This window comes from Janthinobacterium paucivorans (assembly GCF_051380805.1).
GTDB lineage: Bacteria > Pseudomonadota > Gammaproteobacteria > Burkholderiales > Burkholderiaceae_D > Janthinobacterium > Janthinobacterium lividum_D.
Genome location: NZ_JBNYXR010000014.1, coordinates 94,875 through 120,801 on the forward strand (window position 1 = coordinate 94,875; position 25,927 = coordinate 120,801).

Sequence of the window (25,927 nt, forward strand, 5' to 3'; positions counted from 1 at the left end):
GAAAGGTTGGATGTGGACAGCGCGAAAAATACGGTAGCGATACCGCTCCGCGCAGGATAAGGCAGGGGGCAGCCAGGGCCGCTCACAACAAAGCTTGCTTAACATGATGTCCATACCGGTGAATCAAAAAAACTTCTTACTACACAGGCAGGCAACCCCACGTTTGACACGCCAGGTCCCTGCTCACCATTCCACCACATTGGCCTGAAAACACCTGACGAGCGCACACAAAAATCTTGCTTCATCGAAGATTTTCGCAAAAAAACAACGTCTTGTAACGGTTGCTTGCGTACCTGCATGCAAGACCGGCCGGACGCCAGCGACAAAGCTGCTGGTGCCGGACTGGCAACATCTCAGATAGGGGTGTACTCGGCCTGCAGCGCGTCGAGCGCGGCGCGCATCGCGGCGAAGGCGGCAGCCGCTTGCGCGGGTTCGCCCTTGACGCCCAGTTCGATATGCCGGCGCGTTTGCGCATCGCCCACGCTAGGCAGGCTGAACACTTTGATGAGCGCAAACTGCGCTTCCAGGCGCAGCATCAGCGGCGTCAGCGAAGACTCGGCCGTTTCATATACGAGCAAGGCATGTTCCGCATGCGGCACCTGGTTGAACAGGTGCGCATAATGCGTCTCGAGCACCCATTCGATCATGGGCCAGGACATGACGGGAAAGCCGGGCACGAAATAATGCTCGCGCACGGCAAAGCCGGCAATCTTATTGTACGGATTCGGAATCAGCGCGGCACCCTCGACAAACTCTGCCATTTTTAGGCGGTGCAAGTTTTCCGGCGAGTTCAAGTCCGCCGGCACGCCCGCCTCTGCGCCCATTTCCATGATGCGCTGCTCGATATTGCGCTTGCCCTGCGGATGCAGCACCAGCGGCAAGCCCAGCGCATCGGCCGCCGCCTGGCGCGTATGGTCGTCCGGCGTGGCGCCGATGCCGCCAAAGCTGAAAACGATGTCGCCGCTGGCAAAGCTGCGCTTGAGCAAGGCCACCAGACGGGCTGGTTCGTCGCCCACGTACTGCGCCCAGCTCAGCTGCAAGCCACGCTGCTTGAGCATGCTCACTACTTTCGGGAAATGCTGGTCAGGACGCTTGCCCGACAGGATTTCGTCGCCGATGATAATTAATCCGATAGCCATGGAACTTCCTCGTTCAATTCGATTAAAGGTCAGGATGAACGCAAGTCAGGCGTCAGCCGGCGCCACGTCGCTCATGCCACGTACGCCCCGCAAACGCGACAGTGCTTCCAGGCAGTAATACTGGAACCACAGACCCGTGAAGATAAAGATCAGTACATACAGCCAGATGGCAAACGCCGCCAGGAAGGGAAAAAACACCACGGCCATCACGCCGCCCATCCACAGCATGCCCGGCACGGCGCCGGCTACGCCGGACACCATGCCGATGGCCAGCAGGGGCCAGCGCTGCGTGCGCATGATGGCCTGGCGCTCTTCCACGCTGGCGTAATCGGCCATGGCGTCATACGCCATCACGCGGTATGTCAGCCAGCCCCACAGCACGGCTTGGCCCACCAGCGCGGCGGGCGGAAACGCGTACAGGGGCAGCATGATGACCCAGACGACAATAAACAGCAAGAACGTGGCCAGCGAGGTGCCGACGCTGCCGAGCAGGCTGCCGCCATGTTTCTTTTCCAGTTGCGCAAAGTGGCGCCCGCCAATATGGCGGCCGATAGCCGGCATGGCGAACAAGCCCATGAAGATCAGCGCCGTCAATATCATCAGCGGCAGCAGCATGAACATGGCGATCAGGGGCACGATCACGGCTTTCAGCATGCCCAGGCCGAAGGTGGCCAGCACCTGGCCGCTGGTGCGGAAGAAATCATAGTCGGCAAACAGCGCATGCAAGCTGTCGATCAGCGGTTGCAGGCCCACGTACAGCACAGCACCCCACAGTATCAGCGACAGGATGAAGGGGGCAACGCTGAGCAGCAGTATCTTGCCGTGCAATTGCGACAGCAAGGCACGCCCATACGAATTCAACACATTACGCATCAACGGCGTCCTTTTCGTTTTAATCTTGCAAATTCCACCATGCGGCGCAGGCCCAGCCATTGCTGCTGCCAGAAGCCGCGGCCATAGTTGCGTCCCGGCCGGCCCACGCCGTGGCTGTCGATGCGCGCCAGTTGGTCGCGCACGCCCGTGCGCGCATAGCCGGCCGAGAAATTCGCGGTGCCCAGCAGCATATCCCAAATCGGCAAAACGACGCCGAAGTTGCAACCGCCTATGCTGCCCTTGCCTTTCGACTCGTGCCCCACGCCGATGGCGTGATGCGTGCGGTGGAAACGCGGCGAAATCAACAACCGCTCGCCGATGTAGCCAAAGTGTATCCTCACATTCGCGTGCTGCAAGCTTTGCAAGATGCGCGATATCGACACCAGCAGCACATATTGTCCGGGCGGCACGCCGATGCCAAGCGCCACCAGCGCCATCACCACGTCGCGCAAGAAGTCATCGAGCAAATGGTTGCGGTCATCGCTCCACAAATTCATGTTTTGCTGGCTGTGATGCAGGCTGTGCAAGCCCCACCACCAGCCGACATGGTGCGAGCCACGATGGTAGCAATAGTCGACGAAGTCCAGTATCACAAAATAAATGATAAAACTGAGTAAGGGACTGATGCCGGGCAATAGCGACTCCAGGTTCAAGGGATGGATATTGTCGAAACGTAAGACGCCCGCCAATGCATCCATCAAGGGATCGAGCGTGAAGAAGATCAGCACGGAAAACAGGCCGATGCGATGCAGCAGCGTGTATATAAAGTCGTTCCAGCGGGCGCGCGGGTCGGTGATCTTTTGCGCGGGAATCAAGGCTTCGAGCGGGCGCAGCACGAGAAACAGCAGCACCAGTTCGCACAGGCCAATGAGCAGCCACTCCGTACCCTCGAACGCCTCTTCCGTGAATTCACCAAAGCCCAGGTGGTACACGAGCGGGTTGACGATGCTCTGGAATAACCATCCTTGCGCCACGCCAAAGGCCTCGACTACCGCGTCGATGGCCGCTTGCAGCATAGCGCCGAAGTCGGCGGCGATCATGGCTGGCCCTTCTTTTGCGCATACGCAGGATGCTCGCGCAGGGTAGCAAAACAAAAACCCCTGTCTTGCAAGCCGACGATCAGGGCATCGAGGTTAGCCGGTGCCCACGGGTCCTTGCGCGACCAGATGCCCATGTGGGCAATGAAAATGTCGCCGCTGCGCAAGTTCGCCAGGGCTTTTTTCAGCAACATGGCGTTCGGATACTTGTCGCTGGGCAGTTCATCGCCCGAATAGCCCGCTGGTGCCCAGCCCGCATGCTGGTAACCGCAGGCGCTGCCGGCAGCCAGGGTGCGCGGCGAGGTGTAGCCGCCCGGCGCGCGCCAGAACGGATCAAGCTTGTGCCCGGTCAGCTCCTGGAAGCGCGTATCGACGCGGCGCAATTGCTCGCAGAACTGCTGCTCGGTCCAGGATGCCAGCTTGCCGCCATCCTTGCCGAACTGTGGTTTGACCTGGATCAAACCGTTGGCCAGATCCTTCTTCCAGTACACATGGTCGAACGTATGCGTGCCAAACGCGTGGCCTTCGGCAACCCGGGCTTTCCAGTACGGCGCCCACGATGGGGCGAGCGCATCGTCGCCGCGCGTGGTTTTTTCATTGGCCAGGAAGAACGTTGCCTTCACATGACGTTTATGCAGCACGTCGGCGATCAATTGCGCTTGCGACTGGCTGCCCGTGTCGAACGTCATGTAGATGCTGCCCTTGCAGGCGGCCGGCGCTGCAGAGGTGGTCGGCACGACAGCTGCGCTCGCATGCGCGCACGACTGCGTGGCGCCCGCGCACAGCAGCATCAAAGGCAAGCTGCCAGTCAGTATCAGACGCTGCGTCGTCATATGCGCGGCGCATGGGTGGCAAAATACACGCCATGCGGTGAGCGGCCCACCGGTATCATCTTGATCACCTTGCGCGTGGTCAAATCGACCACGGCCACCTTCTTGATCCAGCGCAAAGTCACCCACATGGTCTTGCCATCGGGCGTGATTTCCATGCAGTCCGGGCCTCCTGGCACATTGATGGTGCCCACGTTTTCCAGGGTTTGCTGGTCGATGATATTGATCGTGTTCGACACGCGGTTCGACACAAACGTCATGCGCTTGTCACCGAGCGCGCGAAAATTATGCGTGCCGGCACCGGCCTTGATGCGCTTGACAGTTTTTTGCGTGCGCCAATCGATCACTTCCACGTAATCGCTGCCCATGATGCCCACCAACAAATATTTACCATCGGGCGTCAGCGTGATGCCGGCCGGTGCAGGGCCCACCGGCATAGTCCATTTGACGCTTTGCGTGGCCAGGTCGATGGCGCTGACCTGGTTGCTGCCCTGCTGGGTAATGAAGGCCATGCTGCTGTCGGCCGTAAACACCATGTGGCTGGGCAGCTTGGGTAGCGCAATGCGCTTGGCCAGGGTCAGGGTCTTGCCGTCATAGCGGTACAGGTCAATGCGGTCCAGGCGCAGCGAATTGGAAATGAACCACTTCTGGTCAGGCGAAAAGCCGATCTGGTAGGGATCGAGAATATTGCTGATGCGGCGCTGGATCTGGCCCGACACCGGATCGAGAAAGATCAGCTCGTTGCCGACGGAACTGGCGACGATCAGCGACTTGCCGTCCGGCGTTTCCATCAGGTGATGCGGTTCCTTGCCGACGGCAAAGGTAGACAAGGGAGCATAGGTTTTCTGGTCCAGCAGTTGCACCGTGGCATCACGAGAATTGAGCACCACCACCACTTCGGCTTGCGCCGTAGACATTGCGGAAACCAGGCACAGCGAGGAAAAAACAAGGCGGCGTAGACTGCGGAACATGGAAGAAGTCACTGTTAAATACAAAACAGGCATTTTACGTGGAACACTGTATTTTTTGTATTAAATCCCCCCTTAAATGCGCGCGGCAGCCAGACATCGCCGTAATTTCTCCTTTTTCACTGTGCCGTGCCTGGAATGGCGCTTTGTAACTCATTGCTCTACAATCTGAAGCTTTCATCGCCTACACAAGGATTATCATGACCACCACCACTACCGCTTCCGGCCTGCAATACATCGACACCGTCGTCGGCGAAGGCGCTGAAGCGCAAGCCGGCAACAATGTTGTCGTGCATTACACGGGCTGGCTGCAAAACGACGACGGCAGCGCCGGTTCGAAATTTGACTCCAGCAAGGACCGCAACGATCCATTCGAATTCCCGCTGGGCGCAGGCCGCGTCATTCAAGGCTGGGACGAAGGCGTGCAAGGCATGAAAGTGGGCGGCAAGCGCCAACTGATCATCCCGGCAGCACTGGGCTATGGCGCACGCGGTGCCGGCGGCGCGATTCCACCGAACGCCACCTTGATTTTCGACGTTGAACTGCTGGGCGTATAAGCTGGCTCTCGCAGAAGCAGGCCGCGCTTAAATGCGCGCGCCAGGCGCCGCCACACTACATAGTGCGGCGGCGCTTTTTTTTTGAGTATCCCCTCTAATGCATGGCGCCCTTTTTTCACTATGATGTCAGGTACTGCAGCACGCACGGTGGCCACTCCGCCAGGCCTGCCGCACTTTTCCAGCGATTCCATCAGTACCTAGGAGCCATCATGAATTTACAAGAGCAATTCGAACAAGCGCAACTCGATTCCAAGACCCTGTCCGAGCGTCCGGACAATATGACTTTGTTGAAAATCTATGCCCTGTTCAAGCAAGCTGCGAGCGGCGACGCCACCGGCGAGCGTCCTGGCATGACCGACTTCGTCAACCGCGCCAAGTTCGACGCCTGGGCGGCCCTGGCCGGCACATCGAAAGAAGACGCGCAACAACAGTACATCGACCTGATCGAAGACTTGAAGGATTAAACGCGAGCGACGCCTGCTTTCGGAGAAATCAGCCAAAAACGGCTAAAAACTCACGAAAAACCACAGAAATAGGTAAAAACAGGCTAAAAACGCAAAAGTGGCTACCACAATGGTAGCCACTTTTTTACGCCTATCAGCAGGTAATGCCGTTCAGTTAGTGTGTTAGTGATGCTATTTTTAGCCCAAGAACTAGGACAGGGGTCGGACCCTGAGGGGGAATGTGCTTCAATGGAGCACATTCCGATCACGAAGTGACCGACCCCTGCTCTTTGCCTCTGGGGTTAGCGAATTTACTGGCGCTCATCAATCACGCCAAAACCCTTAACTGAACGGCATTACCTATCAGCAGGACAGATTTATTTTTTCGCCGCCGCCAGCGCTTGCGCGATCCAGCCGTCAAACGTCTGCTGGTGATACTTGATCCAGCCTGCCGTGTGGCGCGCGATGTCGGCCTGCGTGCTTTCGCCGCGGCGCATGCGCTCGTTCTGCGCATTGATGTCCGCCACCGGCAACTGCATCACCTCGAACAGCTTGGCCGCCGCCGGGTTTTTCTGCACCCAGGCCTTGTTAGATACGATGCGCGCCGTGTTGACGGCAAAGCCGTAATCGCTGCCATCGTCGAGGCGGGTATTTAACTTGTCCGGATTGGCCGAGAACGGCACTTTCAGCCAGACCACATCCTTGCCAGGCACCAGCACGCCACTGACCCAATACGGCGTCCACGTGTAGTACAGGATCGATTCGCCACGCTTGTAGCGGCCCAGGGTGTCGGCGATCAGGGCCGCATAACTGCCCTGCACGTGCGTCACGGTCTTGCGCAATTTGTAGGCATCTATGTGGTGCTCGATCAACGTTTCGCAGCCCCAGCCAGGGTTGCAACCGGTCAAGTCGGCCTTGCCATCGCCATCATGGTCGAACAGCTTGGCCAGATTGGGATCGCGCAACTGGTCGATATTCGTGATGTTGTACTTATCCGCAGTCGCCTTGTCGATCAGATAGCCCTGTGCCGCAGGACCGGCATACTGGCCCGCGCGAAGCAACTTGGCGTCGCCGCCCGCATTGCTATAAAAATCCTTGTGCATGGGGTCCCAGTGCACGGCCATGAAAGTGGCGTCGCCGTTGGCGATGGCGATATGCGCGCTCAGGTACTCTATTTCCTTGATCGGCAGCACTGCATAGCCGAGCTTTTCCAGCGCCTTGCCAACGAGCATGGTCTGGAAGGTTTCTTCCGCAATCGAGCTTTGCAATGGCTGTACCTTGACGCCCTTGCCGGGCAGCGCATCGGCGCGAGCGGCTGGTGTTTGCGCCATGGCCAGGCTGGTAGTGAGGGCCAGGACGGCGATCACCAGGGCAGAAAACAGCTGGAACTTGCGTTGCGATTTTTGCGTCACTTTAAAATTATCAATTTGATGCATGTGCTTCCTTTGTCTTTGTTATTGTGCGTTGGCAAGCGTAGCTTGCTGTACAGCATGGGCTTCAGGCTTGGCGGCATTGCCGCGCACCAGACGCAGTACAACACCGGCAGGCCCCGTCTGATACCAGTGGCGCACGCCACGGCGTGGCTGGCCCATCGCTTGCGTCAAACGGTCCAGGGTAATGGCCAGCAGCACGATGCCCAGGCCACCCACGGTTGCCAGACCCATGTCCAGGCGGCCAATGCCGCGCAATACCATCTGACCCAGGCCACCGACGGCGATCATCGAGGCGATCACGACCATCGACAGCGACAGCATCAGCGATTGGTTGATACCGGCCATGATGGACGGCATGGCCAACGGAAACTGCACGCGGGTCAGCAACTGCCACGGCGAAGCGCCATACGCGCGGGCCGCTTCGATCAGGTCAGGACGCACCTGGCGGATACCGAGGTTGGTCAGGCGTACCAGCGGCGGCAGGGCGAAAATGATCGTCACGATGACGCCGGGCGCATTACCGATACCGAACAGCATCACCACCGGCACCAGATAAACGAAAGCGGGCGTGGTCTGCATGGCGTCCAGCAAGGGGCGCAGGATATTTTGCGCGCGGTCGCTGCTGGCGAGGAAAATACCCAGCGGCAAGCCGATGGCCAGGCAAAAAGCCAGCGACGTCAGCACCAGCGATAAGGTGGTCATGGCTTCCGGCCAGATGCCCAGCATCGATACGAGCAGCAGCGCCAGCACGCTGCCGAGGGCCAGGGTGCGGCTGGTAAATTGCCATGCCAGCAAGCCGATGATAGCGATCAGCGTCAGCGACGGAACGGCCAGCAGTGCGCCCTCCATGCCGGACAACACGCTGTCGATCGGCGCGCGCACGGCCTGAAAGAAGGGGCGGAAATGCGCCACGACCCAGCCCAGACCTTGGTTGATCCAGCTCTCCAGCGGCAGCGAGCCGTCGAAAATTTGTGTCAGGTGAAAGCCGCTCGCCTGTTCCGGCTGCACGGCAGAGCCGGCGGCGTCCAGCCAGGCGGTGCTGGCGTCGGTGGGCGGCGTCAGGGCCCAGGGATTGATCTGGGCGGCTTGCTCAACAACAGCTTCTACTGTGGAATCGGTGCTAGGGTTCATGCTTGTCCTTTCTGTTGTTGTTCGGCTATGGCTGGCGTATCGCGGTCGAGGAACTTCAGCAAGGTCGTCTTGCTGATGGCGCCGCGGAAGCTGCCGTCATCGGCCACCACAGGAACGGCATAAGGCAGTTGCGCCACCTGACCGAACAGGCCGGAGACTGGCTCATCTGCATTGATGCTCTGCACATCGGGCAGATAGGCATGCGCCAGGCCCAGCGGACCGACATGGCCGTCGAGCGCACTGCGCAGCGAATCGACCGAGACGACACCGAGGAACTTGCGCTGAGGATTGACGACATAGGCAAAGGCGCGATCCTGCTCTTCCAGCATCGACAACGCGGCGCGCGAGCCGCGGTTCGGCGATTCCGACACGACGATCTGGCTCTTGCGGGCGATATCGCTGGCCTTGAAAACGGCCGCCGCATCGACGCCGCGCACGAAGTTACGCACATAGTCATTGGCCGGTTTGCGCAAGATTTCTTCCGGCGTGCCCACTTGCACGACGTGACCGTCTTTCATGATGGCAACACGGTCGCCGATACGCATGGCTTCGTCGAGGTCATGCGAAATAAAGACGATGGTGCGGCGCTTGATTTGCTGCAAACGCAGCAGTTCCGATTGCATTTCCGTACGAATAATCGGATCGAGCGCGGAAAATGCTTCATCCATCAGCAAAATCGATGGATCGCAAGCCAGCGCACGGGCCAGGCCCACGCGCTGCTGCATACCACCTGACAATTCGTCAGGATAGCTGGCGCCGTAGCCGTCCAGGCCTACCTGCTCCAACGCTTGCTGGGCCAGCGCATGGCGCTCGGCCTTGGGCATACCAGCCAGTTCCATGCCGAAGGCAGTGTTGTCGAGCACGGTAATTTGCGGCAGCAGCGCGAACGACTGGAATACCATGCTGATATCCTTGCGGCGCAAGGCGCGCAACTGGGCATCCGGCAAGGTATTGATGTCATTGCCATCGATCAGGATGCGACCGGCAGTGGGCTCGATCAGGCGGTTCAGCATGCGCACCAGGGTCGACTTGCCGGATCCGGACAGGCCCATGATGACGAAGATCTCGCCCGCCTCAATGGTAAAGCTGGCGTCGAAAACGCCGATGGTGCAGTCGGTCTGGGCCAGAATGTCCTGCTTATGAACGCCCTGGCGAACGAGTTCAAGTGCTTCTGTTGGCTTGTCGCCGAACACTTTGAACACATGGTCGATCGTAATTTGTTTTGCCACGATGTGGTTCTCCCTCGATTTGACGAATGGAATGAAACCCAGCAAGCTGCTAGCTTGCGGCGGGTATCAGCAAACCCTGCTGCGTCGGCTACGCCGCGGCGCACAGCGCACGGGAGCGACAGCAAACAGGGGGTGACACGCGTGTGACCGGCGGATGGCAAAAGCCGGTGCCGGGGTGCCATGTGCGTGCTAAAAGAGGCTGTGGTTCAGGACTTTTAACAACGCTAGCGCCATGCAAATACATGGCACCAAATGTATCTAGTCGAGAAAAAAATCGACCAAGCTACTTTTAATTGGATGCGGGTGTAAAACCCGAAGAATTGTTCACCACTGAGCCAGTGGGAGTACTGCGAAGCAGAGGATGAAACGCGGTGTAGTTGTTGTAAATATGACTCAAGTATAACGCAAAAAAACACAAAAGTCCAATGGCTTTCCAAATGGAAATGTGATAGCAATGTTATCTAGCGCACAGTCAGACGTAAAAAAGGCGAAAAGAGATGTGTTTTCATCGTCTTTTCGCCCATCGCTGTGGCGCACTCATTAGCACTAAACATGGTGCCTGACAAGGTTGGGTGGGGCGGTGGCCCAGCGTCAAACCTGCTCGGCAAACACCTGGCGCATCTTCTCGGCAATCTTGCCTTCAATGGTGGAAGCAAAGGCGCTAAGCATGAAGCCCAGCTTGATTTGCAGTTGCGCCTGGTCTTTTTCCAGAGTCAGCGAGCCATCGACGCCGCTGCGCTCAAAGCGCAGCACGTCGCCATCCCAGGCGCACGCCAAGTCATACTCCTGGGCCAGCTTGTCGGCCACTTGCTGCGCCGCTTCGCGCGCTTTCAGCGCTGTCAGCTTATGTTGCTGAACTATATTTATATCCGCCATCAAACTATCCTTTTATTAAATACGGGGGCAATACGGCCAGCATCATACCAGCCGCCATGGGGCAGGCGCGACCATGCCCGGCAGCGGCCTGGCGAAAAACGCTCCCCCTGCATCTCGTTTGCGCGGGATCAAACCGGACATGCCGAAGCGGGACGACTATTCCAGTTCCAGCTGCGCGTGTCTTGGAGAGCTACCATGGAGCAGAAAGTCATCGTGCCGGTCGAAGCCGTGCCGAGCAAATGCATTTCCCTGCCGGTCGGCTATGTCCCGACCCCCTCGGCGCCATACCGCCAGCACCGCAAAAATGCACAGCTGACCTTGCAGCCGGGTCTGCCCCGCCTGAGCGCCCCCCACCTGAACCAGGCCACGGCGCGTAAGCTTGCCGCCGTGCCCATCGGTTCGCGCGTGCTGATCTGGAAGCAAGACCCCTCCGTCAGCGACCTTGGCACGCGCAAGGCCTTCCTGCCCGGCCTGATCCTGCAAGGTCCGCGCGATGCGCGCATCACGTTTGGCGAACCGGGTATCGCGCAGGTCAGCCCGAATGCCTTCGGCGACTTTATCGTCTCGCCCAACACAGACCAGTTCGACGCCGTGCACACCTTTGCCATCGTGCGCATGACGCTCACCATGTACCAGCGCGCGCTGGCCAGCAAGGAAACGGCGCCACCGTTGCCCTGGCAATGGAATAGCGCCAGCGACACAGCACCCCTGCGCGTATTTCCGCACGGCTTGCCCAATGTCATGAATGCATATTACAGTCGCAGCGACAAGGCTCTCAAGTTCGGCGACTTCATTCCCAATGGCGCCACCGAGCGCGTCTACACCTGCCACTCGCTCGATATCGTCTCGCATGAAACGGGGCACGCCGTGCTCGATGGCCTGAAGCCAAATTGGCTGCTCAGCAACAATCCGCCGCAAACGGGCGGCTTGCACGAATCGTTCGGCGACCTGACAGCCATCTTCCTGGCCCTGTCGCAGCTGGACCAGGTGGAAGCGGTGATCGCCCAAACGAAATCGGACCTACACGACAAAACCTTCCTGGCCGACCTGGCGGAACAGTTCGGCCTGGCACTGGGCCGGCCGAACGGCTTGCGCAATGCCGACAATGACATCAAATTATCGCAAGCAGGCACGGAAGTGCACGCCATCTCGCAAGTGTTTACAGGCGCTATCTACGACATCCTGGCCGACATCTTTGCCCACGAACGCCAACCCCAGCTGGAAGACGATGCAGCCGTGCTGCACCGCTGCGGCGACTACCTGCGCAGCCTGGTGCTGCGCGCCCTGGTGGCATCGCCCGAGCAAGCTGCCACGTATGCCGATGTGGCCGGGCACATGCTGACGCTTGCACAGGCCGATGGCAATAGCGCCTACCTGGACTATATCCGTAACAGCTTTACCGTGCGCGAAGTGCTCAAGGCTCATGCCATGACAGAAGATGGCCAAATGACATTTGCGCCCGACGTCGTCGACGAGGGCGGCGCTGTGCAAGACCGGCGCGCCTGCTGCGGTACCATGAACCATGCGCAGTACAGCGAGTCAGATCAATTGCTCGAAGCAGAACGCGAAGCGCTGGCCGCCTGGTGCCGCAGTTACGGCGCCCGCTAAATAGCACAGCAGCGCACCACTTCAGGCCAGCCGGATCAACGGCAGGCCATAGCCCGTCCGAGCAATATTGACAGCGAGGAGCAGCATGAAAATTTCAGCCCGTAGCAGCGGCGGCTTTGCCGGCTTGAGTGAACAGTATGATATCGATACGCAAGCCCATCCGGCTGGCCCCGGACTGGAAGCGGCACTGGCCAGCAGTGGCTTTTTCACGCACCAGCAGGCCATGGACGAACAACTGGGCGCCGATATCGCCCAATGGCAAATCACCGTCGATGCGCCCACCGCGCGCCATACCATCAGGTTTCAAGACGATGGCAGTGCTGAAAATGCACGTTGGCAACAGTTGCTGACAAAAATACGTGGTAGCGCCTGATTTTTCTGGCCGGTATTTTGTGTCGATCTTGATTTGAGTAAAACAAAAACACCACACGGCAACACAACACCCCGCCCACCCCACGCCCTGCCGTATCGGACGACTGTCGCTTTCTTGCCGCGTTCTGCATGACTACGTCCCTGATAGTCGCGCAATTGCGCTCTCTGCGTGGCAACGGCAACGCGAAAAAATGAATTTGCTTATATGTATTGTATATAAGCGGGATTTGTGAGAAGCAGCGAATTGCCTTAAAATACAATGCTTTGCTTTAGTATGCGCCGCCGAGGTTCCCGCAGGCGCTACAGCACCTCCCCCAAAAATTGATAGGACTGTTATGACCCACGTTGTCACCGAATCCTGCATCGCCTGTCGCTATACCGACTGCGTCGATGTCTGCCCGGTAGATTGTTTCCGGGAAGGCCCGAACTTCCTGGCGATCGATCCGGACGAATGTATTGACTGCGCAGTGTGCGTAGCGGAGTGCCCGGTGAACGCGATTTTTGCGGAAGAAGACGTGCCGGGCGACCAGCAAGCCTTCATCAAGATCAACGTCGATCTGGCCCGCAACTGGCCGTCGATCACCAAGACGAAGGCTGCCTTGCCGGAAGCCGAGCAATACAAGGACGTCAAGGATAAGCTCGACATGTTGGTGCGCTAAGCGCACGACAGTTGCGGCGGCCATTCCGGCGAGGGGAACCCCCGCCGCAGGGGCATGGCGGTAAAAAAAAGAACAAAAAGCAGCGGAAACGCTGCTTTTTTTGTTTTTAAAACATCGTTGCAGGTCTATCCACGCAAGTGTGGCGCGCTGTCACAGCATTGCGCAAACTGTGGACCTATGCGCGGTAAAGCACATTTTGTCCTCAACAAATATCGTAGAATTGGATTATGATATTTGAGCCGATATTGGCGCTTGGAATTAAACAAGGACTCTATATGCTTTACCAACTGCACGAACTGCAACGCTCTTTCCTCACTCCGGTGATGCAATGGGCAGACATGTCCTCCAAGTTATTTACCAACCCGGTGTCACCACTGGCCCACACTCCGTTTTCGCAACGCATCGCAGCCGGCTACGAGCTGATGTACCGCCTTGGCAAAGACTACGAAAAACCGCAATTCGACATCCAATCCGTGCTCGTCCAGGGCGAGAGCGTCGACATTCGCGAACACGTTGTCGTGACAAAACCGTTTTGCCGTCTGATTCACTTCAAAAAAGAAGCCACTGGCTTGCAACAGCCCAAAGTTTTGCTGGTTGCCCCCCTGTCCGGTCACCACTCGACCCTGCTGCGCGATACCGTGCGCGGCTTGCTTGCCGAGCACGATGTCTACATCACCGACTGGACGGATGCGCGCATGGTACCGCTGACGGAAGGCCCGTTCCACCTCGACGACTACATTTATTATGTGCAAGAGTTCATCCGCCTGCTGGCACCTGACTTGCACGTGATTTCCGTCTGTCAGCCGACCGTGCCGGTATTGGCCGCCATCTCGCTGATGGCGACGGCCAAAGATCCGCACATGCCGAAGACCATGACAATGATGGGCGGCCCCATCGATCCGCGTCGCTCACCCACGCAAGTGAACAACCTGGCGACGGAAAAGAAATTCTCGTGGTTTGAAAACACCGTGATCTACGCGGTACCGCCCAACTACCCAGGTTTTGGCCGCAAGGTATATCCGGGTTTCCTGCAGCACGCAGGTTTCATCGCCATGAACCCGGGCCGCCACGCACAAAGCCACCGCGAGTTCTATATGCACCTGGTGACCGGCGATGACGAGCCGGCGGAAGGCCACCGCCAGTTTTACAACGAGTACAACGCCGTGCTCGACATGCCGGCCGAGTACTACCTGGACACCATCAAAACGGTGTTCCAGGAATTCAGCCTGCCGATGGGCACCTGGAAAGTGGGTGGCCAACTGGTGCGTCCGCAAGACATCACGAACGTGGCGCTGTTCACGGTAGAAGGCGAACTGGACGATATTTCCGGCGCCGGCCAGACCCAGGCGGCGCATGACTTATGTTCCGGCATCCCTGCCGAGATGCAGCAAGACTTCGTGGCGCCGAAATGCGGCCACTACGGAATTTTCTCGGGTCGCCGCTGGCGCGAAATCATTTGCCCAAAAATCGGCGAATTCATACAAAAACACGGCTAAAAACCACGTTTCGATCAAAATGGCACGCCGTGCAAGCCTGGCGTGCCATTTTTTTATAGCCAAACTCTACTCGATCCGCTTCCAGTAATCGCGCTCCAGCCTGAGCATGTCGATATCGCGCGCCGCCTCGTTGAAGCGTTTTTGATACGCAGCACCTTCCTCGTCGCGCTTGAAACACACATGCACGGAGCGCTCCTTGAAAATGGTATCAATGATGGCGATACGCTCGCGCTCGGCCTTGCTGAAGTTGCGTCCCATCAGTAAATGCTGCAGGACTTGGCGCTCGATAAGGATCACGCGGTAACGTTTGATAAACAGTTTCTTCAAATTCGTGGCGTCGTTCAAGCCCTCTTCCGTCTTCAGTTCGCCGCGCGCCACCATGCCATCGAACTGCTCGCCATTCGCATAGCCGGCCACGGTGCCGATGCGCAGCTTGCCCATCTGTGCCAGGGTGGCACCGGGCGAGCCATCCTCCTTCAGGTAGGCCAGCACCGCCTGCGTGTTGCCAACAGGAACAGAAAAATGACAGAGTTTTTCCCGTTCGGGCGTGCGCCAAACGGCCAGAAAGCCGGCGTAGCGGGGACTGGTCAGGCCAAACTGCACGGTGCGCTTCCAGGGGAAATATTCATATCTGACGGTATAGCCGAGACGCGCGAACACGCTGCTCACCATGACACCCGATATGCCATCGGCAGGCAGGCTACGGGAAATGAAAGGCGGCCAGTCTTCCGCCGCGAAGCGGACGATGCGCAAACTGGCAGCGCCCGACGACGCCACAGGGGAGCCCGCCTGCCCGTGCGAAACGGCAAGCGTACAGTGCATGAACAAACAGAAGGGCAAACCAACTGTCCGGAGGAAACGCATGTTCTGCTCCTATGGCTAGGCGCACCTTACAGTGCAGGCGCGGCAACAGGGCTGGCGTCGGCTTTTTTTGATAATGGGCTGCATAAAAATCATGCTCCCACAAAAAAATAGAAATTGCAAAGTTTTTTATTTTCATTTTGATATCAATATGAACAATAAAATAGGCTTGCGGCGCACCTGCAACAGCCAGCCGCGACGCGCCCTATCCCCTATCGCGACACAGGTTTTTACTTACAGGCGGCCCAGATGGCCGATAATGATGTTTTATCGTCTTGAAGATGACCGTGCCGCATCCCGCCTCTCCCTCACTTGCCGACCAAATCGAAGACTTGCTGCCACAAACGCAATGCACCAAATGCGGCTACAACGGCTGCCGCCCATATGCGCAAGCAATTGCCGACGGCAACGCCGACATCAACCAATGCCCACCAGGCGGCGCGCAAGGCATCGTGCGCCTGGCCAGCTTGCTGAATAAAAAATTTATTCCACTCAATCCGGTCAACGGCATCGAACGTCCGCGATCTGTTGCCTACGTCGACGAATCACTCTGCATAGGCTGTACTTTGTGCATCCAGGCTTGCCCCGTGGATGCCATCGTTGGCGCCGCCAAGCAGATGCATACGGTGGTGACCAGCTTGTGCACGGGCTGCGACCTGTGCGTGGCTCCCTGCCCCGTCGACTGCATCGTGATGTATCCCGTCAACGACGATACCAGCGGCTGGGATGCCTGGAGCCAGATGGACGCCGACGACGCGCGCACACGCCACGATTTGCGCACGCAGCGACTGCGCCGCGAAGCCGAGGCCAACGATGCGCGCCTGGCCGCCAAGGCCGTCGCCAAGATGCAGGAAGTGACACAGGAAGTATCCGTCACGTCCGACGAACAGGCTGAAAAAGAGCGCAAGCGCGCCATCATCGCCGCCGCCATTGAACGCGCGCGCGCCAAGGCCGCCGCCAGCACCGAAGCCACCGCCCCCGATACGCCGAAAAAAGACGCATGAACGCTGCCAAACGCCTGGAAATCTTTACGCGCTTGCGCGCTGCCAATCCATCGCCAAAAACGGAACTCGAATACACGACGCCGTTCGAACTGCTGATCGCCGTGCTGTTGTCGGCGCAGGCGACAGACGTGTCCGTCAACAAGGCGACCCGCTTGCTGTATCCGCTCGCCAATACGCCAGCCAAGATACTGGCCCTGGGCGTCGACGAACTGGCCAGCTACATCCGCACCATCGGCCTGTTCCGCACCAAGGCCAAGAACGTCATCGCGACCTGCCAGATCCTGCTCGAGCAACACGGCGGCGAAGTGCCGCGCGATCGGGCCGGCTTGGAAGCCTTGCCCGGCGTGGGTCGCAAGACGGCGAATGTGGTCCTCAATACGGCATTTGGCGAACCGACCATGGCGGTCGACACGCATATCTTCCGCGTCTCGAACCGCACCGGTATCGCACCGGGCAAGAATGTCGATATCGTCGAGCAAAAACTGCTGAAATTCGTGCCCAAGCAATTCCTGCACGATGCCCACCACTGGCTCATCTTGCACGGCCGCTACACATGCACGGCGCGCAAACCGCAATGCTGGAACTGCATGATTGCCGACCTATGCGATTACAAGGACAAGTTGTCGATGCCGGCCGTGGTCTAGCAAAAAAAACGGCCCATCTGGGCCGTTTTGATCTGTCAGGCACTGCAAGCTAGCGCTTACAGCAAAACCATATTGTCGCGGTGTATCAGCTCATGGCCTTCCATATAGCCGAGAATGGACTCGATTTCGGTGGACGGCTTGCGCATGATGCGACGCGCTTCGCCGCTCGTGTAGTTGGACAGGCCGCGCGCCACGGGCGCGCCGGCGGCATCGACGCAGGTGATCACGGCGCCGCGGCCGAATTCGCCGTTCACGCCCGTCACGCCGATCGGCAGCAGCGACTTGCCTTCCTGGCGCAGCTTTTGCACGGCGCCCGCGTCCAGCACGACGGCGCCAGCAGTATGCAGATGATCGGCCATCCACTGCTTACGCGCCGTCAATTGTCCCGTTTGTGCCAGCAACTCCGTGCCGATCGCTTCGCCCCGGGCGAGGCGGCTGAGTACGTCACTATCGCGGCCCCAGGCGATGATCGTATGCGCGCCGGACTTGGCGGCACGCTTGGCGGCGAGGATTTTCGTCAGCATACCGCCACGCCCCAGGCTGCTGCCGGCACCGCCGGCCATCGCTTCCAGGGCTGGATCGCCAGCGATGCCCTGCGTGATCAGATAAGCGTTCGGGTCCTTGCGCGGATCGGCCGAGAACAGGCCATGCTGGTCGGTCAGGATCACCAGCGCATCGGCCTCGATCAGGTTGGCCACCAGCGCGCCCAGGGTATCGTTGTCGCCGAACTTGATTTCATCGGTGACGACGGTGTCGTTTTCATTGATGATCGGCACCACACCCAGGCGCAGCAGGGTCGTCAGGGTCGAGCGCGCATTCAGGTAGCGTTCGCGGTCAGCCAGGTCGGCATGCGTCAGCAGCACTTGCGCCGTACCGAGCTGGTGGGCGCGGAAGCTGCTTTCATAGATTTGCGCCAGGCCCATCTGGCCGACGGCGGCGCAAGCCTGCAATTCGTGGATATCGGTGGGGCGCTGCTCGAAACCGAGGCGCAACATGCCTTCGGCGATGGCGCCGGAACTGACCAGCACGACTTCCTTGCCCAGTGCGCGCAAGCCGGAAATCTGCGCAGCCCAGCGGGCAATCGCGGCATGGTCGAGTCCGCGGCCATCGTTGGTGACCAGCGAGGAGCCGACTTTGATGATAATGCGGGTAGCTTTTTGAATCACGGAATCCATGGGGCGGCGCTCTTCACTTAATAGACGTCAGCGCGCAGGACGCAGCAGCAGCAAGGCCAGTCCCGCCAGCAGCTCGATTGCGCACATGAACAACACAAAACCCTGGGGCAAGCCGAAACTGAGGACCGCGTACAAACGGCCAGCGGGCTGCGCCAGGACCAACATTGCAGTGATATCGCCAAGCATGGGCGGTTCGCCCTGCCGTGCTGCGAACAGCGCCAGGAGCGCGGTAGCGCCCCAGACACCGACATGGGAGGCGTAGAACTGGCTGTAGCCGTTGACGCCATTGAGGAAGATGCCCATGCCGGCCGCCAACTCATCGGCGAACAGCAGGCAGGCGACCGCGCTCAGCCCGTAAGCATACGCGATCAGATGCAATACACGGCGCTGCCACGCTTGCTTGCGCGAGGGCGCGACAGCGACCGCCTGTACTGACATCAAGAGACAGCCTTAGTCGATAATCTTGAAACGCGGATCATCCGGATCGATCGACGAGATACCGCGTGCTTCTTCGGTCATCTGCGTTTCTTCGGCACGGCTTTCGCTGTGTTTCTTCGCTTCCAGATGTTGATAAATCGCATTCACCAGTTCCGGGCAACCCTGATGGTTCAACGCGGAGATCTCGAAGACGGGACCTTTCCAGGCGAAACGCTTGAGGAAGTCCTTGACGATCTTCTTGCGTTCGTCTTCCGGCACCATATCGAGCTTGTTCAACACCAACCAGCGCGGCTTGTCAACCAGCGATTCGTCGTATTTCTTGAGTTCCTTGACCAGCGCCTTGGCTTCCTTGACAGGATCGACGTTGGTTTCAAACGGCGCCAGGTCGACGATATGCAACAGCAGACCCGTACGCTGCAAGTGACGCAGGAATTGATGGCCCAAGCCCGCGCCTTCGGAAGCGCCTTCGATCAAGCCAGGAATATCGGCGATCACAAAGCTCTTCTCGTGCGACACGCGCACGACGCCCAAGTTCGGGTGCAAGGTGGTAAATGGATAATCGGCAATTTTCGGGCGCGCGTTCGAGACGGCCGAAATGAACGTCGACTTGCCGGCATTCGGCATGCCCAGCAGGCCCACATCGGCCAATACTTTCAGTTCCAGGCGCAGTTCGCGGCGTTCGCCTTCCTTGCCCTCGCCTTTTTGGCGTGGCGCGCGGTTGGTCGAGGACTTGAAGTGAATATTGCCCCAGCCGCCTTCGCCGCCCTTGGCCAGCATTTCGGTCTGGCCGTGTTCGGTCAAATCGGCCAGGATTTCGCCGCTCGCGTTGTCGATGATCAAGGTGCCGACTGGCATGCGCAGGTGAATGTCATCGGCGCCCTTGCCATAGCAATCTGCGCCACGGCCAGGCTCGCCATTGCGAGCCTTGTGCATTTTGGAGAAGCGGAAATCGACGAGCGTGTTGATGTTACGGTCGGCGACTGCCCAAATGGTGCCGCCCTTGCCGCCATCGCCGCCATCGGGACCGCCGAAAGGCCGGAATTTTTCACGGCAGAAAGAGGCGCAGCCGTTGCCGCCATCGCCCGCGATGACTTCGATTTTTGCTTCGTCGATAAACTTCATAATTTTGCCGCCATAAAACTAAAAAGGCTCTACCTTGGGCAGAGCCTTTCGATTGAAGGCTTGCGCCTTACATCATGCGATCACAGCGGAGCAAACTGGCTCCGCGATGAATTACGCTGGTACTGCTGCGTTAGGTACGACGGTCACGAATTGCTTCGAGCCAGCACCTTTGACAACGAACTTCACTTTGCCCGCGATCAACGCGAACAAGGTGTGGTCTTTGCCCATGCCTACGCCTTCGCCGGCGCGCACTGGGGTGCCGCGTTGACGAATGATGATGCCGCCAGCATTGATAGCTTGGCCGCCGTAGACTTTAACGCCCAGACGTTTTGATTCTGAATCACGGCCGTTTCGCGTTGTGCCGCCGCCTTTTTTATGTGCCATTTAAGACTCCTTGATAGCTGATTAATTCAAACAGCGGCGATTAGCCGTTGATCGAAACGATTTGGATTTCGGTAAAATTCTGGCGATGGCCTTGATGCTTCTGGTAATGCTTACGACGACGCATCTTGAAAATTTTGACCTTATCATGGCGACCATGCGCCACAACCGTAACCAGTACCGTTGCACCTTCGACCAATGGCGCACCAAATTTAATGGTGTCGCCCGCGCCTACTGCGAGAACTTGATCGATGGTGATTTCGGAACCAATGTCTGCCGGTATCTGTTCTACTTTAAGTTTTTCGCCAGCGACAACTTTGTATTGTTTGCCACCGGTTTTTATGACCGCGTACATGATTTGAAACCTCATCAAATGTTGAAAGAATATGTCCCACTGCTACGCAAAGCAAGCCGTACACAACAGGGGGAACCTGCAATTATACATGGACTGAGAAATTGCGTCAAAAACTATTCACAAAGCTTGACGATCGTGGTATGTCGACAACCTGACCATCGTGTCAGGCTTGCGCCAAGCGGACAGGAAAGTGTGCGCCAGTGCCAATAAGGTCAAACAATTGCTCCGCAGCCATAGGCAAACATCACGCCCGCGCATGCCTTGTCGTATAATCGGCGCACCCACAATCTAATGCAGGTTCGCCTTGTCTGACGCCAACAAACACGTTAACCAAAACACCATCGTGCAAACGATTGCCGCCGACATGGATGCAGTCAACACAGTGATCCGCCAAAAACTGCACTCCGATGTGATGCTGATCAATCAGATCGCCGAATACATCATCAGCGCAGGCGGCAAACGCATTCGTCCCGTGCTGATTTTGCTAGTGGCCAATGCCCATGCCTATCGCGGCACGGCGCACCATGAACTGGCTGCCGTCGTCGAATTCATCCATACCGCCACCCTGCTGCACGACGATGTCGTCGACGAATCGTCGATGCGCCGCGGACGCCAAACGGCCAACGCCCTGTTCGGCAATGCCGCCTCGGTGCTGGTGGGCGACTTCCTGCACTCGCGCTCGTTCCAACTGATGGTATCGCTGAACAATATGCGCGTCATGCAAATTCTCTCCGACGCCACCAACGTGATCGCCGAAGGCGAAGTGCTGCAATTGCTGAACATGCACGATCCGGACGTGACGCAAGACAGCTACCTGAACGTCATCCGCTCGAAGACAGCCAAGCTGTTCGAAGCGTCGGCGCAACTGGGCGCCCTGATCGCCGGCGCCAGCGAAGACGATATCGAAGCGGCGGCCGAATACGGCCGTTCGCTGGGCACGGCTTTCCAACTGATCGACGACGTGCTCGACTATGCAGGCGATGCCAGCGAAATCGGCAAGAACGTGGGCGACGACTTGCGCGAAGGCAAGCCGACCATGCCGCTGATCTGGTTGATGGAAAACGGCACGCCGGAACAGCGCGAACTGGTGCGCAGTTGCATCGAGCAGGGCGACGAACAGCATTTCGACGCCATCCTGGCCGCCATCACCAGCAGCGGCGCGCTCGACTACACGCGCCAGCAGGCGGAAATCGCCGGCCGCCGCGCCGCCGATGCCATCGCCGGCTGGCCGGACAGCGCCTACAAGCAATCCATGCTGCAACTGTGCTCGTTTGCCGTCGACCGCAATCACTGATCGCGTTTCACTCTACACAAGGCAAAGCGGCAGCACTGCACTGTACCGCGCAAGTTGGATAGCAACTTGCGCGGTTTTTTCATGGCCGCCCTACTTGCGCTCATGCTCCATGGCCGCGTCCGCCAATGCGCGCACGACGGCCGGCTCCGCTTGCAGCCGCTCGCTGTAGCGGCTGCCCAGGTAATCGCGGCGGTCGCGTACCAGCAAAGTAAATTTATACAATTCTTCCATCACGTCGACCAGCCGCTCGTAATACGGCGACGGCTTCATGCGACCCGCATCGTCGAATTCCTGATACGCCTTGGCCACCGAAGACTGGTTCGGAATGGTCACCATGCGCATCCAGCGCCCCAGCACGCGCAAGCCGTTGACGGCGTTGAATGATTGCGAACCACCCGACACTTGCATCACGGCAAGGGTGCGTCCCTGCGTCGGGCGCACGCTGCCCGTCTCCAGCGGCAGCCAGTCGATCTGCGATTTAAACACGCCCGTGACGGCCCCATGCCGCTCTGGACTGCACCAAACTTGCCCTTCCGACCAGAGCGACAGCGCGCGCAATTCCTGCACTTTCGGATGCTCGGGCGAGACGCTGTCGACCATGGGCAAGCCATGCGGATCAAACACGCGCGTGTCGGCGCCAAAGTGGCGCAGGATGCGTTCCGCCTCCAGGGTCAGCAGCTTGCTGTACGAGCGTTCGCGCAAGGAACCGTACAGCAGCAGGATGCGCGGCGCGTGAGTAGAAACCGTGAGCGGCGCCAATTTATCCAGGCTGGGCAGGTCCAGGTGAGCGGCGCTGATGTTGGGCAGCGCATTCGATAGTTCCTCGGGAAAATCATCCATCTCAGGCTACCGGCTTGCCGCCGTCGCCCACCACGGGCTGACCATCTTCCTTGACGAAGGCGCCTAGCTGCGGCAGCGGCAAGATCTCCAGCACTTTTTCGGAAGGCCGGCACAGGCGCACGCCCCGTTCCGTGACGACGATGGGGCGGTTGATCAAAACAGGATGAGCTTGCATGGCATCGAGCAGGGCCGCATCGCTCAGCTCAAGATTGGCCAGGCCCAGTTCCTCGTACAGGGCGCCCTTGTCGCGCATCACGGCGCGCACGGACAGTCCGGCGCGCTTGATCAGGTCGACCAATTCTTCACGCGATGGCGGGTGCTTGAGGTAATCGATGATGACGGGCTCGACGCCCGTATTGCGGATCAGAGCCAAGGTGTTGCGCGAGGTGCCGCAAGCCGTGTTGTGATAAATCGTGACACTCATGGTGTGCTTTCGTTGGTTATATGGCCGCTGTCCGTGACGCAGCAAGGGGCGCCGGCGCAGCAGTTCTCGGTCAAAAAGGCCAGCAAGCCGTTCATGCCCGCATAGTTAGCGGCGTAGATGATGGAGCGCCCAGCCTTGCTCGCCGTCAGCAGATCGGCGTGCGCCAGTTCCTTCAAGTGAAACGACAGCGACGATGGCGCAATGGCCAGCGCCTCGGCGATTTTCATCGCGGCCATGCCCTCCGGCCCCGCTTGTACCAGCAGGCGGAACACGGCCAGCCGCGATTCCTGTGCCAATGCCGCCAAGGCAACGATGGCGGAAGCACTCGTCAGCGGCGTTACCCGACTGGCTATTGTCTTTTCATTTTCCATATTTCAATAATACTCGAATTATGGAATTATCTCAAGCGACAGCCCTGGCATCAGATGGCACATCAGGCGCGATGGGCTGTTGGCTTAGCGTACCGATGTATACGATTTTCTGCTACTCCACACCCAGTGCCTTGAACACCGCATCCACCGGGTCCGAGTAAAAGCTTGTCTGAAACTGGGCAAACAACTCCCCAGGAACCGTCGCAATATCGGTCACGCTCGACATTGACAGCAAAATGCGTTTGGCGCCGGCATCAAACGCGACCTGCATGCACTCAGCCAGATTGCGCACCTGCACGATGGTGCCGCCCAGGCTCAACCGCAGAGGTCTAACCGGCAACTACGGATTCATCCTCAAACGGCACATGCCGCCCGGCCAGCGCCTCACGACAATGAACGCCCATGCAGAGACCGTTGGCCAACTTAGGACGTAAAAGTCAACATGGATCAAGTCTCAGCTCTGCCTGGTCCGGATGGTCCGTTTCTTCGAGCCAAACTGGGAGCTGCCTACGCGCGTGCGGTGGTCCATCGGGATGGCTACCGGTAAGCCATTCGCCCTCGCCGGCCTTTACAGGGAATGGAAAAAAAAGAATGAAAAGAAGTCGTTTTCGTTCACCCAGCTGACTATCAACGCCGACGACCATTCTTTCATGAAACGCTTCCACCGCCAAGGTGAGGAAAAACGCTCGCTAGTCATCGTTCCAAGCGCTGACGACGACTGGCTTGGATGCAAAAAACCGAATGCGCGAGAACATACTTTCAGCCGTGCCCGGCCGAACTGATGTGTGGAGAGCCTGCACCAAAGGTAGTGCCGATTGCCAAACAAACTGAACTATTTTGAGCTTGAGTCAGCATCCCTCGTCGTCACTGCCCTTATGCCGTGGCCCGTTGATTAGAGGCTGGCGTGGCTGCTGCGTTGATTCATAACCATTACCCTGATATCCCGACGAACGCAATCCAACTCTGCCTGGCCCGGGACCGAGCTTTCAGCTGACACACCGCTGACTTCTTGTATTAACGTCCCGTGACAGCTTGCAGTGCGCGTTTACAACTGGTGGGCTGGCCATCCGGTCGCGCGGCCCGAAATGCCTTGTTGTGGATCTTGGGCGGCGCCGGCATGCCGCTGATGAAAGCCCAGGTAACAATGTCGGCGTCGTCATGATTCAGGCCCAACTTGATCACGATATTTTGTATTTCAGTGCAGACCCGGTCAGCCACCGCGGCATCTTTGACCGCGTCGCCACTGTAGGCGCCAGCTGCGGTCACGTACCACGAATTGCGGGTCACCAGATTTTCCATCGTCGCCAGCTCGCGGTTTTCGGCAAGCAGCGAGTAATTTAGCACCTGGCGAGCCGACACTTCCTGGCGCAGTGCCGCCAGCGCAGCCGCCCGGGTGGGGGCGCAGCGGATAGCAGGGTTGGCGGGGCAGATCTTCCAATCTGAAAAAATCGATGGCCGCGGCGATTCGAAAGTGATGGTCCAGCTACCCACATGGGTTAATTGTTTTTCCCATGATGACGATTCGGTGGCCGGTAACTGGAGCGACACAACGATACCCCCGGCCCGGTTCCATTTTAGGAAATCGCGGTGTACGGTATGTTCTTCCGACATGCCGTTGGAAAATAGCTGGCCGATCGCCGTGTCGATCGCCTTTGAGCGGTTTTTAGCGGACTCTGCTGTTAAGGAACTGAGTACGCCAGCCTCCGGCGCCACTTCCTTGAGTCCCGCAACAAGCAGATCGAGCGACTTGCCAACCATATTGCTGGAATATGCCTTACTACCAGCCACCTTGATATTGAAGGTGGGAATGCTGGCCTCGCCGTCAGCTTTTACCAGGAACAAAGGGAAATTGCCGAGCCGTTGAGAAATCGTGCGTGACCATTGCTCGCCATTCGAATTGCTCTGGTGGCTGAGCGTGACCAGCGGCGCGGTCGCTTCGAAGGCGCCGATTTTCATCCTGACCGACAGGTTCATATCGTATTTTTCCCCCACCAGGTAGCGCGCGAATGCGCTCCGGGATTTGTAGGGCAAAATGGCGATTTCGCCCGGAGTCTTGCTGGACAGTTCGTCAGCGACAGAACTGAAGATCAACACGCGGGTGTAAGCATTGGTAAAAATTCCGCCTTCGGCTTGGGCGGAGCCGTCGTTGTCTGCCAGTGTGGTTAGCGGCGTGACGTTGAGCATCTTGGGCCCAGTTGCTCCCACATTCCCCGGATCTGTCGGCATGGAAGGAGTCGGGGGATTCGACGTCGGTGGCGTGGTGCTGCAGCCGCTGGCCAGCAGCGTGAACAGTACGCCCGGGACGAGGCGGAACAGGCTGGATGAGTTGAACATGGCTACCTCTTCTGGATAGTTGACGGCGTTCCG

The 25,927-nt window shown here is 58.4% G+C and carries 30 protein-coding genes; 10 read left to right on the forward strand and 20 right to left on the reverse strand.

All coding sequences use genetic code 11. The annotated features are described in order from the left end of the window. Positions 1-353: 353 nt before the first annotated feature. Genes ACQ4V8_RS16725 through ACQ4V8_RS16745 form a run of 5 tightly spaced genes read right to left on the reverse strand, consistent with a single transcriptional unit; the run spans position 354 to position 4,850 of the window. Positions 354-1,139 carry a competence/damage-inducible protein A gene (locus ACQ4V8_RS16725; protein WP_010395204.1) on the reverse strand — a complete coding sequence of 262 codons (786 nt, stop codon included), beginning with the start codon at positions 1,137-1,139 and terminating at the stop codon, positions 354-356. A 45-nt stretch (positions 1,140-1,184) separates the two neighbouring features. Beyond that, positions 1,185-2,012 carry an EI24 domain-containing protein gene (locus ACQ4V8_RS16730; RefSeq protein WP_010395201.1) on the reverse strand — a complete coding sequence of 276 codons (828 nt, stop codon included), beginning with the start codon at positions 2,010-2,012 and terminating at the stop codon, positions 1,185-1,187. Next, a complete protein-coding gene (locus ACQ4V8_RS16735; RefSeq protein ID WP_436571875.1) occupies positions 2,012-3,052 on the reverse strand; it encodes a sterol desaturase family protein in 1,041 nt (346 codons plus the stop codon). Before ACQ4V8_RS16735 ends, ACQ4V8_RS16730 begins: the two co-directional genes overlap by 1 nt. Next, a complete protein-coding gene (locus ACQ4V8_RS16740; protein WP_010395198.1) occupies positions 3,049-3,882 on the reverse strand; it encodes a polysaccharide deacetylase family protein in 834 nt (277 codons plus the stop codon). The genes ACQ4V8_RS16735 and ACQ4V8_RS16740 overlap by 4 nt, the downstream gene beginning before the upstream one ends. Continuing rightward, complete coding sequence (locus ACQ4V8_RS16745; protein WP_043460848.1) at positions 3,879-4,850, reverse strand: YVTN family beta-propeller repeat protein; 972 nt, start codon at positions 4,848-4,850, stop codon at positions 3,879-3,881. The genes ACQ4V8_RS16740 and ACQ4V8_RS16745 overlap by 4 nt, the downstream gene beginning before the upstream one ends. Positions 4,851-5,047: 197 nt before the next feature. On the opposite strand from ACQ4V8_RS16745, the gene ACQ4V8_RS16750 reads away from it, so the two are divergent. Further along, the gene (locus ACQ4V8_RS16750; RefSeq protein WP_010395194.1) at positions 5,048-5,404 is read left to right on the forward strand and encodes an FKBP-type peptidyl-prolyl cis-trans isomerase; all 357 of its coding nucleotides are present in this window, start codon (positions 5,048-5,050) and stop codon (positions 5,402-5,404) included. Positions 5,405-5,613: 209 nt separating this feature from the next. Continuing rightward, positions 5,614-5,868, forward strand: coding sequence for an acyl-CoA-binding protein (locus ACQ4V8_RS16755; RefSeq protein WP_010395192.1), 255 nt, complete (start codon positions 5,614-5,616; stop codon positions 5,866-5,868). A 356-nt stretch (positions 5,869-6,224) separates the two neighbouring features. Here the strand turns inward: ACQ4V8_RS16755 and proX are convergent, their stop codons facing one another. The 4 genes from proX to ACQ4V8_RS16775 all read right to left on the reverse strand — a co-directional run bounded on the left by proX (position 6,225) and on the right by ACQ4V8_RS16775 (position 10,516). After that, positions 6,225-7,283: a glycine betaine/L-proline ABC transporter substrate-binding protein ProX gene (gene proX, locus ACQ4V8_RS16760; RefSeq protein ID WP_436571876.1), complete on the reverse strand. Its 1,059-nt coding sequence runs from the start codon at positions 7,281-7,283 to the stop codon at positions 6,225-6,227. Between the two features lie 18 nt (positions 7,284-7,301). Next, on the reverse strand, positions 7,302-8,411 hold the full coding sequence (proW, locus tag ACQ4V8_RS16765) for a glycine betaine/L-proline ABC transporter permease ProW (RefSeq protein ID WP_010395187.1): 1,110 nt from the start codon (positions 8,409-8,411) through the stop codon (positions 7,302-7,304). Continuing rightward, the gene (proV, locus tag ACQ4V8_RS16770; protein WP_436571877.1) at positions 8,408-9,640 is read right to left on the reverse strand and encodes a glycine betaine/L-proline ABC transporter ATP-binding protein ProV; all 1,233 of its coding nucleotides are present in this window, start codon (positions 9,638-9,640) and stop codon (positions 8,408-8,410) included. Before proV ends, proW begins: the two co-directional genes overlap by 4 nt. A 591-nt stretch (positions 9,641-10,231) precedes the next feature. Then, positions 10,232-10,516: a polyhydroxyalkanoic acid system family protein gene (locus ACQ4V8_RS16775; RefSeq protein WP_010395182.1), complete on the reverse strand. Its 285-nt coding sequence runs from the start codon at positions 10,514-10,516 to the stop codon at positions 10,232-10,234. A 195-nt stretch (positions 10,517-10,711) separates the two neighbouring features. Here ACQ4V8_RS16775 and ACQ4V8_RS16780 point away from each other — a divergent pair, with 195 nt between their 5' ends. From ACQ4V8_RS16780 to ACQ4V8_RS16795, 4 genes are all read left to right on the forward strand, one after another. Then, a complete protein-coding gene (locus ACQ4V8_RS16780; RefSeq protein ID WP_010395180.1) occupies positions 10,712-12,124 on the forward strand; it encodes a gluzincin family metallopeptidase in 1,413 nt (470 codons plus the stop codon). 85 nt (positions 12,125-12,209) lie between these two features. Then, entirely contained in the window at positions 12,210-12,497 is a 288-nt protein-coding gene (locus ACQ4V8_RS16785; RefSeq protein WP_010395178.1) for a protealysin inhibitor emfourin, read from the forward strand. 334 nt (positions 12,498-12,831) lie between these two features. Further along, the gene (gene fdxA / locus ACQ4V8_RS16790; RefSeq protein ID WP_010395176.1) at positions 12,832-13,155 is read left to right on the forward strand and encodes a ferredoxin FdxA; all 324 of its coding nucleotides are present in this window, start codon (positions 12,832-12,834) and stop codon (positions 13,153-13,155) included. A 275-nt stretch (positions 13,156-13,430) separates the two neighbouring features. Then, entirely contained in the window at positions 13,431-14,651 is a 1,221-nt protein-coding gene (locus ACQ4V8_RS16795; RefSeq protein WP_196856678.1) for a polyhydroxyalkanoate depolymerase, read from the forward strand. 66 nt (positions 14,652-14,717) lie between these two features. On the opposite strand, the gene ACQ4V8_RS16800 is transcribed toward ACQ4V8_RS16795, so the two are convergent. Continuing rightward, positions 14,718-15,515 carry a substrate-binding periplasmic protein gene (locus tag ACQ4V8_RS16800; RefSeq protein WP_261980754.1) on the reverse strand — a complete coding sequence of 266 codons (798 nt, stop codon included), beginning with the start codon at positions 15,513-15,515 and terminating at the stop codon, positions 14,718-14,720. A gap of 278 nt (positions 15,516-15,793) precedes the next feature. On the opposite strand from ACQ4V8_RS16800, the gene rsxB reads away from it, so the two are divergent. Both rsxB and nth read left to right on the forward strand, forming a co-directional pair. Further along, complete coding sequence (gene rsxB / locus ACQ4V8_RS16805; protein ID WP_010395169.1) at positions 15,794-16,516, forward strand: electron transport complex subunit RsxB; 723 nt, start codon at positions 15,794-15,796, stop codon at positions 16,514-16,516. Continuing rightward, a complete protein-coding gene (gene nth / locus ACQ4V8_RS16810; protein ID WP_010395166.1) occupies positions 16,513-17,160 on the forward strand; it encodes an endonuclease III in 648 nt (215 codons plus the stop codon). Before rsxB ends, nth begins: the two co-directional genes overlap by 4 nt. A 56-nt stretch (positions 17,161-17,216) precedes the next feature. Here nth and proB read toward each other — a convergent pair whose 3' ends face one another. From proB to rplU, 5 genes are all read right to left on the reverse strand, one after another. Further along, positions 17,217-18,335: a glutamate 5-kinase gene (gene proB, locus ACQ4V8_RS16815; RefSeq protein WP_010395164.1), complete on the reverse strand. Its 1,119-nt coding sequence runs from the start codon at positions 18,333-18,335 to the stop codon at positions 17,217-17,219. 27 nt (positions 18,336-18,362) lie between these two features. Beyond that, positions 18,363-18,773, reverse strand: a complete 411-nt coding sequence (locus ACQ4V8_RS16820) for a hypothetical protein (RefSeq protein ID WP_070345734.1) — start codon at positions 18,771-18,773, stop codon at positions 18,363-18,365. Positions 18,774-18,785: 12 nt separating this feature from the next. Next, positions 18,786-19,895, reverse strand: coding sequence for a GTPase ObgE (gene obgE / locus ACQ4V8_RS16825; protein ID WP_010395159.1), 1,110 nt, complete (start codon positions 19,893-19,895; stop codon positions 18,786-18,788). Between the two features lie 111 nt (positions 19,896-20,006). Continuing rightward, complete coding sequence (gene rpmA, locus ACQ4V8_RS16830) at positions 20,007-20,279, reverse strand: 50S ribosomal protein L27 (RefSeq protein WP_010395157.1); 273 nt, start codon at positions 20,277-20,279, stop codon at positions 20,007-20,009. Between the two features lie 40 nt (positions 20,280-20,319). Beyond that, entirely contained in the window at positions 20,320-20,631 is a 312-nt protein-coding gene (gene rplU / locus ACQ4V8_RS16835; protein ID WP_038500602.1) for a 50S ribosomal protein L21, read from the reverse strand. A 304-nt stretch (positions 20,632-20,935) separates the two neighbouring features. On the opposite strand from rplU, the gene ispB reads away from it, so the two are divergent. Beyond that, positions 20,936-21,925: an octaprenyl diphosphate synthase gene (gene ispB, locus ACQ4V8_RS16840; RefSeq protein WP_043460840.1), complete on the forward strand. Its 990-nt coding sequence runs from the start codon at positions 20,936-20,938 to the stop codon at positions 21,923-21,925. Positions 21,926-22,015: 90 nt separating this feature from the next. Here ispB and arsH read toward each other — a convergent pair whose 3' ends face one another. The 4 genes from arsH to ACQ4V8_RS16860 form a co-directional block, all read right to left on the reverse strand. After that, a complete protein-coding gene (gene arsH, locus ACQ4V8_RS16845) occupies positions 22,016-22,765 on the reverse strand; it encodes an arsenical resistance protein ArsH (RefSeq protein WP_010395151.1) in 750 nt (249 codons plus the stop codon). 1 nt (position 22,766) lies between these two features. After that, positions 22,767-23,189: an arsenate reductase (glutaredoxin) gene (arsC, locus tag ACQ4V8_RS16850; RefSeq protein ID WP_070345735.1), complete on the reverse strand. Its 423-nt coding sequence runs from the start codon at positions 23,187-23,189 to the stop codon at positions 22,767-22,769. Beyond that, the gene (locus tag ACQ4V8_RS16855; RefSeq protein WP_010395149.1) at positions 23,186-23,560 is read right to left on the reverse strand and encodes an ArsR/SmtB family transcription factor; all 375 of its coding nucleotides are present in this window, start codon (positions 23,558-23,560) and stop codon (positions 23,186-23,188) included. Before ACQ4V8_RS16855 ends, arsC begins: the two co-directional genes overlap by 4 nt. Before the next feature lie 112 nt (positions 23,561-23,672). After that, entirely contained in the window at positions 23,673-23,879 is a 207-nt protein-coding gene (locus tag ACQ4V8_RS16860) for a peptidase (protein WP_436571878.1), read from the reverse strand. 127 nt (positions 23,880-24,006) lie between these two features. Between ACQ4V8_RS16860 and ACQ4V8_RS16865 the strand changes: the two genes are divergently transcribed. Next, complete coding sequence (locus tag ACQ4V8_RS16865) at positions 24,007-24,342, forward strand: SOS response-associated peptidase family protein (RefSeq protein ID WP_436571896.1); 336 nt, start codon at positions 24,007-24,009, stop codon at positions 24,340-24,342. A 232-nt stretch (positions 24,343-24,574) separates the two neighbouring features. Here the strand turns inward: ACQ4V8_RS16865 and ACQ4V8_RS16870 are convergent, their stop codons facing one another. Further along, positions 24,575-25,894 carry a hypothetical protein gene (locus ACQ4V8_RS16870; RefSeq protein WP_436571879.1) on the reverse strand — a complete coding sequence of 440 codons (1,320 nt, stop codon included), beginning with the start codon at positions 25,892-25,894 and terminating at the stop codon, positions 24,575-24,577. Positions 25,895-25,927: the final 33 nt, after the last annotated feature.

Bases quoted from the DNA above. Each gene is read 5' to 3' on its own strand.
- arsH (WP_010395151.1), bottom strand. From the start codon at position 22,765: ATGGATGATTTTCCCGAGGAACTATCGAATGCGCTGCCCAACATCAGC.
- ACQ4V8_RS16725 (WP_010395204.1), bottom strand. From the start codon at position 1,139: ATGGCTATCGGATTAATTATCATCGGCGACGAAATCCTGTCGGGCAAG.
- ACQ4V8_RS16820 (WP_070345734.1), bottom strand. From the start codon at position 18,773: ATGTCAGTACAGGCGGTCGCTGTCGCGCCCTCGCGCAAGCAAGCGTGG.
- ACQ4V8_RS16785 (WP_010395178.1), top strand. From the start codon at position 12,210: ATGAAAATTTCAGCCCGTAGCAGCGGCGGCTTTGCCGGCTTGAGTGAA.
- proB (WP_010395164.1), bottom strand. From the start codon at position 18,335: ATGGATTCCGTGATTCAAAAAGCTACCCGCATTATCATCAAAGTCGGC.
- rpmA (WP_010395157.1), bottom strand. From the start codon at position 20,279: ATGGCACATAAAAAAGGCGGCGGCACAACGCGAAACGGCCGTGATTCA.
- ACQ4V8_RS16855 (WP_010395149.1), bottom strand. From the start codon at position 23,560: ATGGAAAATGAAAAGACAATAGCCAGTCGGGTAACGCCGCTGACGAGT.
- nth (WP_010395166.1), top strand. From the start codon at position 16,513: ATGAACGCTGCCAAACGCCTGGAAATCTTTACGCGCTTGCGCGCTGCC.
- ACQ4V8_RS16780 (WP_010395180.1), top strand. From the start codon at position 10,712: ATGGAGCAGAAAGTCATCGTGCCGGTCGAAGCCGTGCCGAGCAAATGC.
- ACQ4V8_RS16795 (WP_196856678.1), top strand. From the start codon at position 13,431: ATGCTTTACCAACTGCACGAACTGCAACGCTCTTTCCTCACTCCGGTG.
- ACQ4V8_RS16870 (WP_436571879.1), bottom strand. From the start codon at position 25,894: ATGTTCAACTCATCCAGCCTGTTCCGCCTCGTCCCGGGCGTACTGTTC.
- fdxA (WP_010395176.1), top strand. From the start codon at position 12,832: ATGACCCACGTTGTCACCGAATCCTGCATCGCCTGTCGCTATACCGAC.
- proX (WP_436571876.1), bottom strand. From the start codon at position 7,283: ATGCATCAAATTGATAATTTTAAAGTGACGCAAAAATCGCAACGCAAG.
- ACQ4V8_RS16740 (WP_010395198.1), bottom strand. From the start codon at position 3,882: ATGACGACGCAGCGTCTGATACTGACTGGCAGCTTGCCTTTGATGCTG.
- rplU (WP_038500602.1), bottom strand. From the start codon at position 20,631: ATGTACGCGGTCATAAAAACCGGTGGCAAACAATACAAAGTTGTCGCT.
- proW (WP_010395187.1), bottom strand. From the start codon at position 8,411: ATGAACCCTAGCACCGATTCCACAGTAGAAGCTGTTGTTGAGCAAGCC.
- rsxB (WP_010395169.1), top strand. From the start codon at position 15,794: ATGACCGTGCCGCATCCCGCCTCTCCCTCACTTGCCGACCAAATCGAA.
- ACQ4V8_RS16735 (WP_436571875.1), bottom strand. From the start codon at position 3,052: ATGATCGCCGCCGACTTCGGCGCTATGCTGCAAGCGGCCATCGACGCG.
- arsC (WP_070345735.1), bottom strand. From the start codon at position 23,189: ATGAGTGTCACGATTTATCACAACACGGCTTGCGGCACCTCGCGCAAC.
- ACQ4V8_RS16750 (WP_010395194.1), top strand. From the start codon at position 5,048: ATGACCACCACCACTACCGCTTCCGGCCTGCAATACATCGACACCGTC.
- ACQ4V8_RS16755 (WP_010395192.1), top strand. From the start codon at position 5,614: ATGAATTTACAAGAGCAATTCGAACAAGCGCAACTCGATTCCAAGACC.
- ACQ4V8_RS16800 (WP_261980754.1), bottom strand. From the start codon at position 15,515: ATGCGTTTCCTCCGGACAGTTGGTTTGCCCTTCTGTTTGTTCATGCAC.
- obgE (WP_010395159.1), bottom strand. From the start codon at position 19,895: ATGAAGTTTATCGACGAAGCAAAAATCGAAGTCATCGCGGGCGATGGC.
- ACQ4V8_RS16775 (WP_010395182.1), bottom strand. From the start codon at position 10,516: ATGGCGGATATAAATATAGTTCAGCAACATAAGCTGACAGCGCTGAAA.
- ACQ4V8_RS16730 (WP_010395201.1), bottom strand. From the start codon at position 2,012: ATGCGTAATGTGTTGAATTCGTATGGGCGTGCCTTGCTGTCGCAATTG.
- ACQ4V8_RS16745 (WP_043460848.1), bottom strand. From the start codon at position 4,850: ATGTTCCGCAGTCTACGCCGCCTTGTTTTTTCCTCGCTGTGCCTGGTT.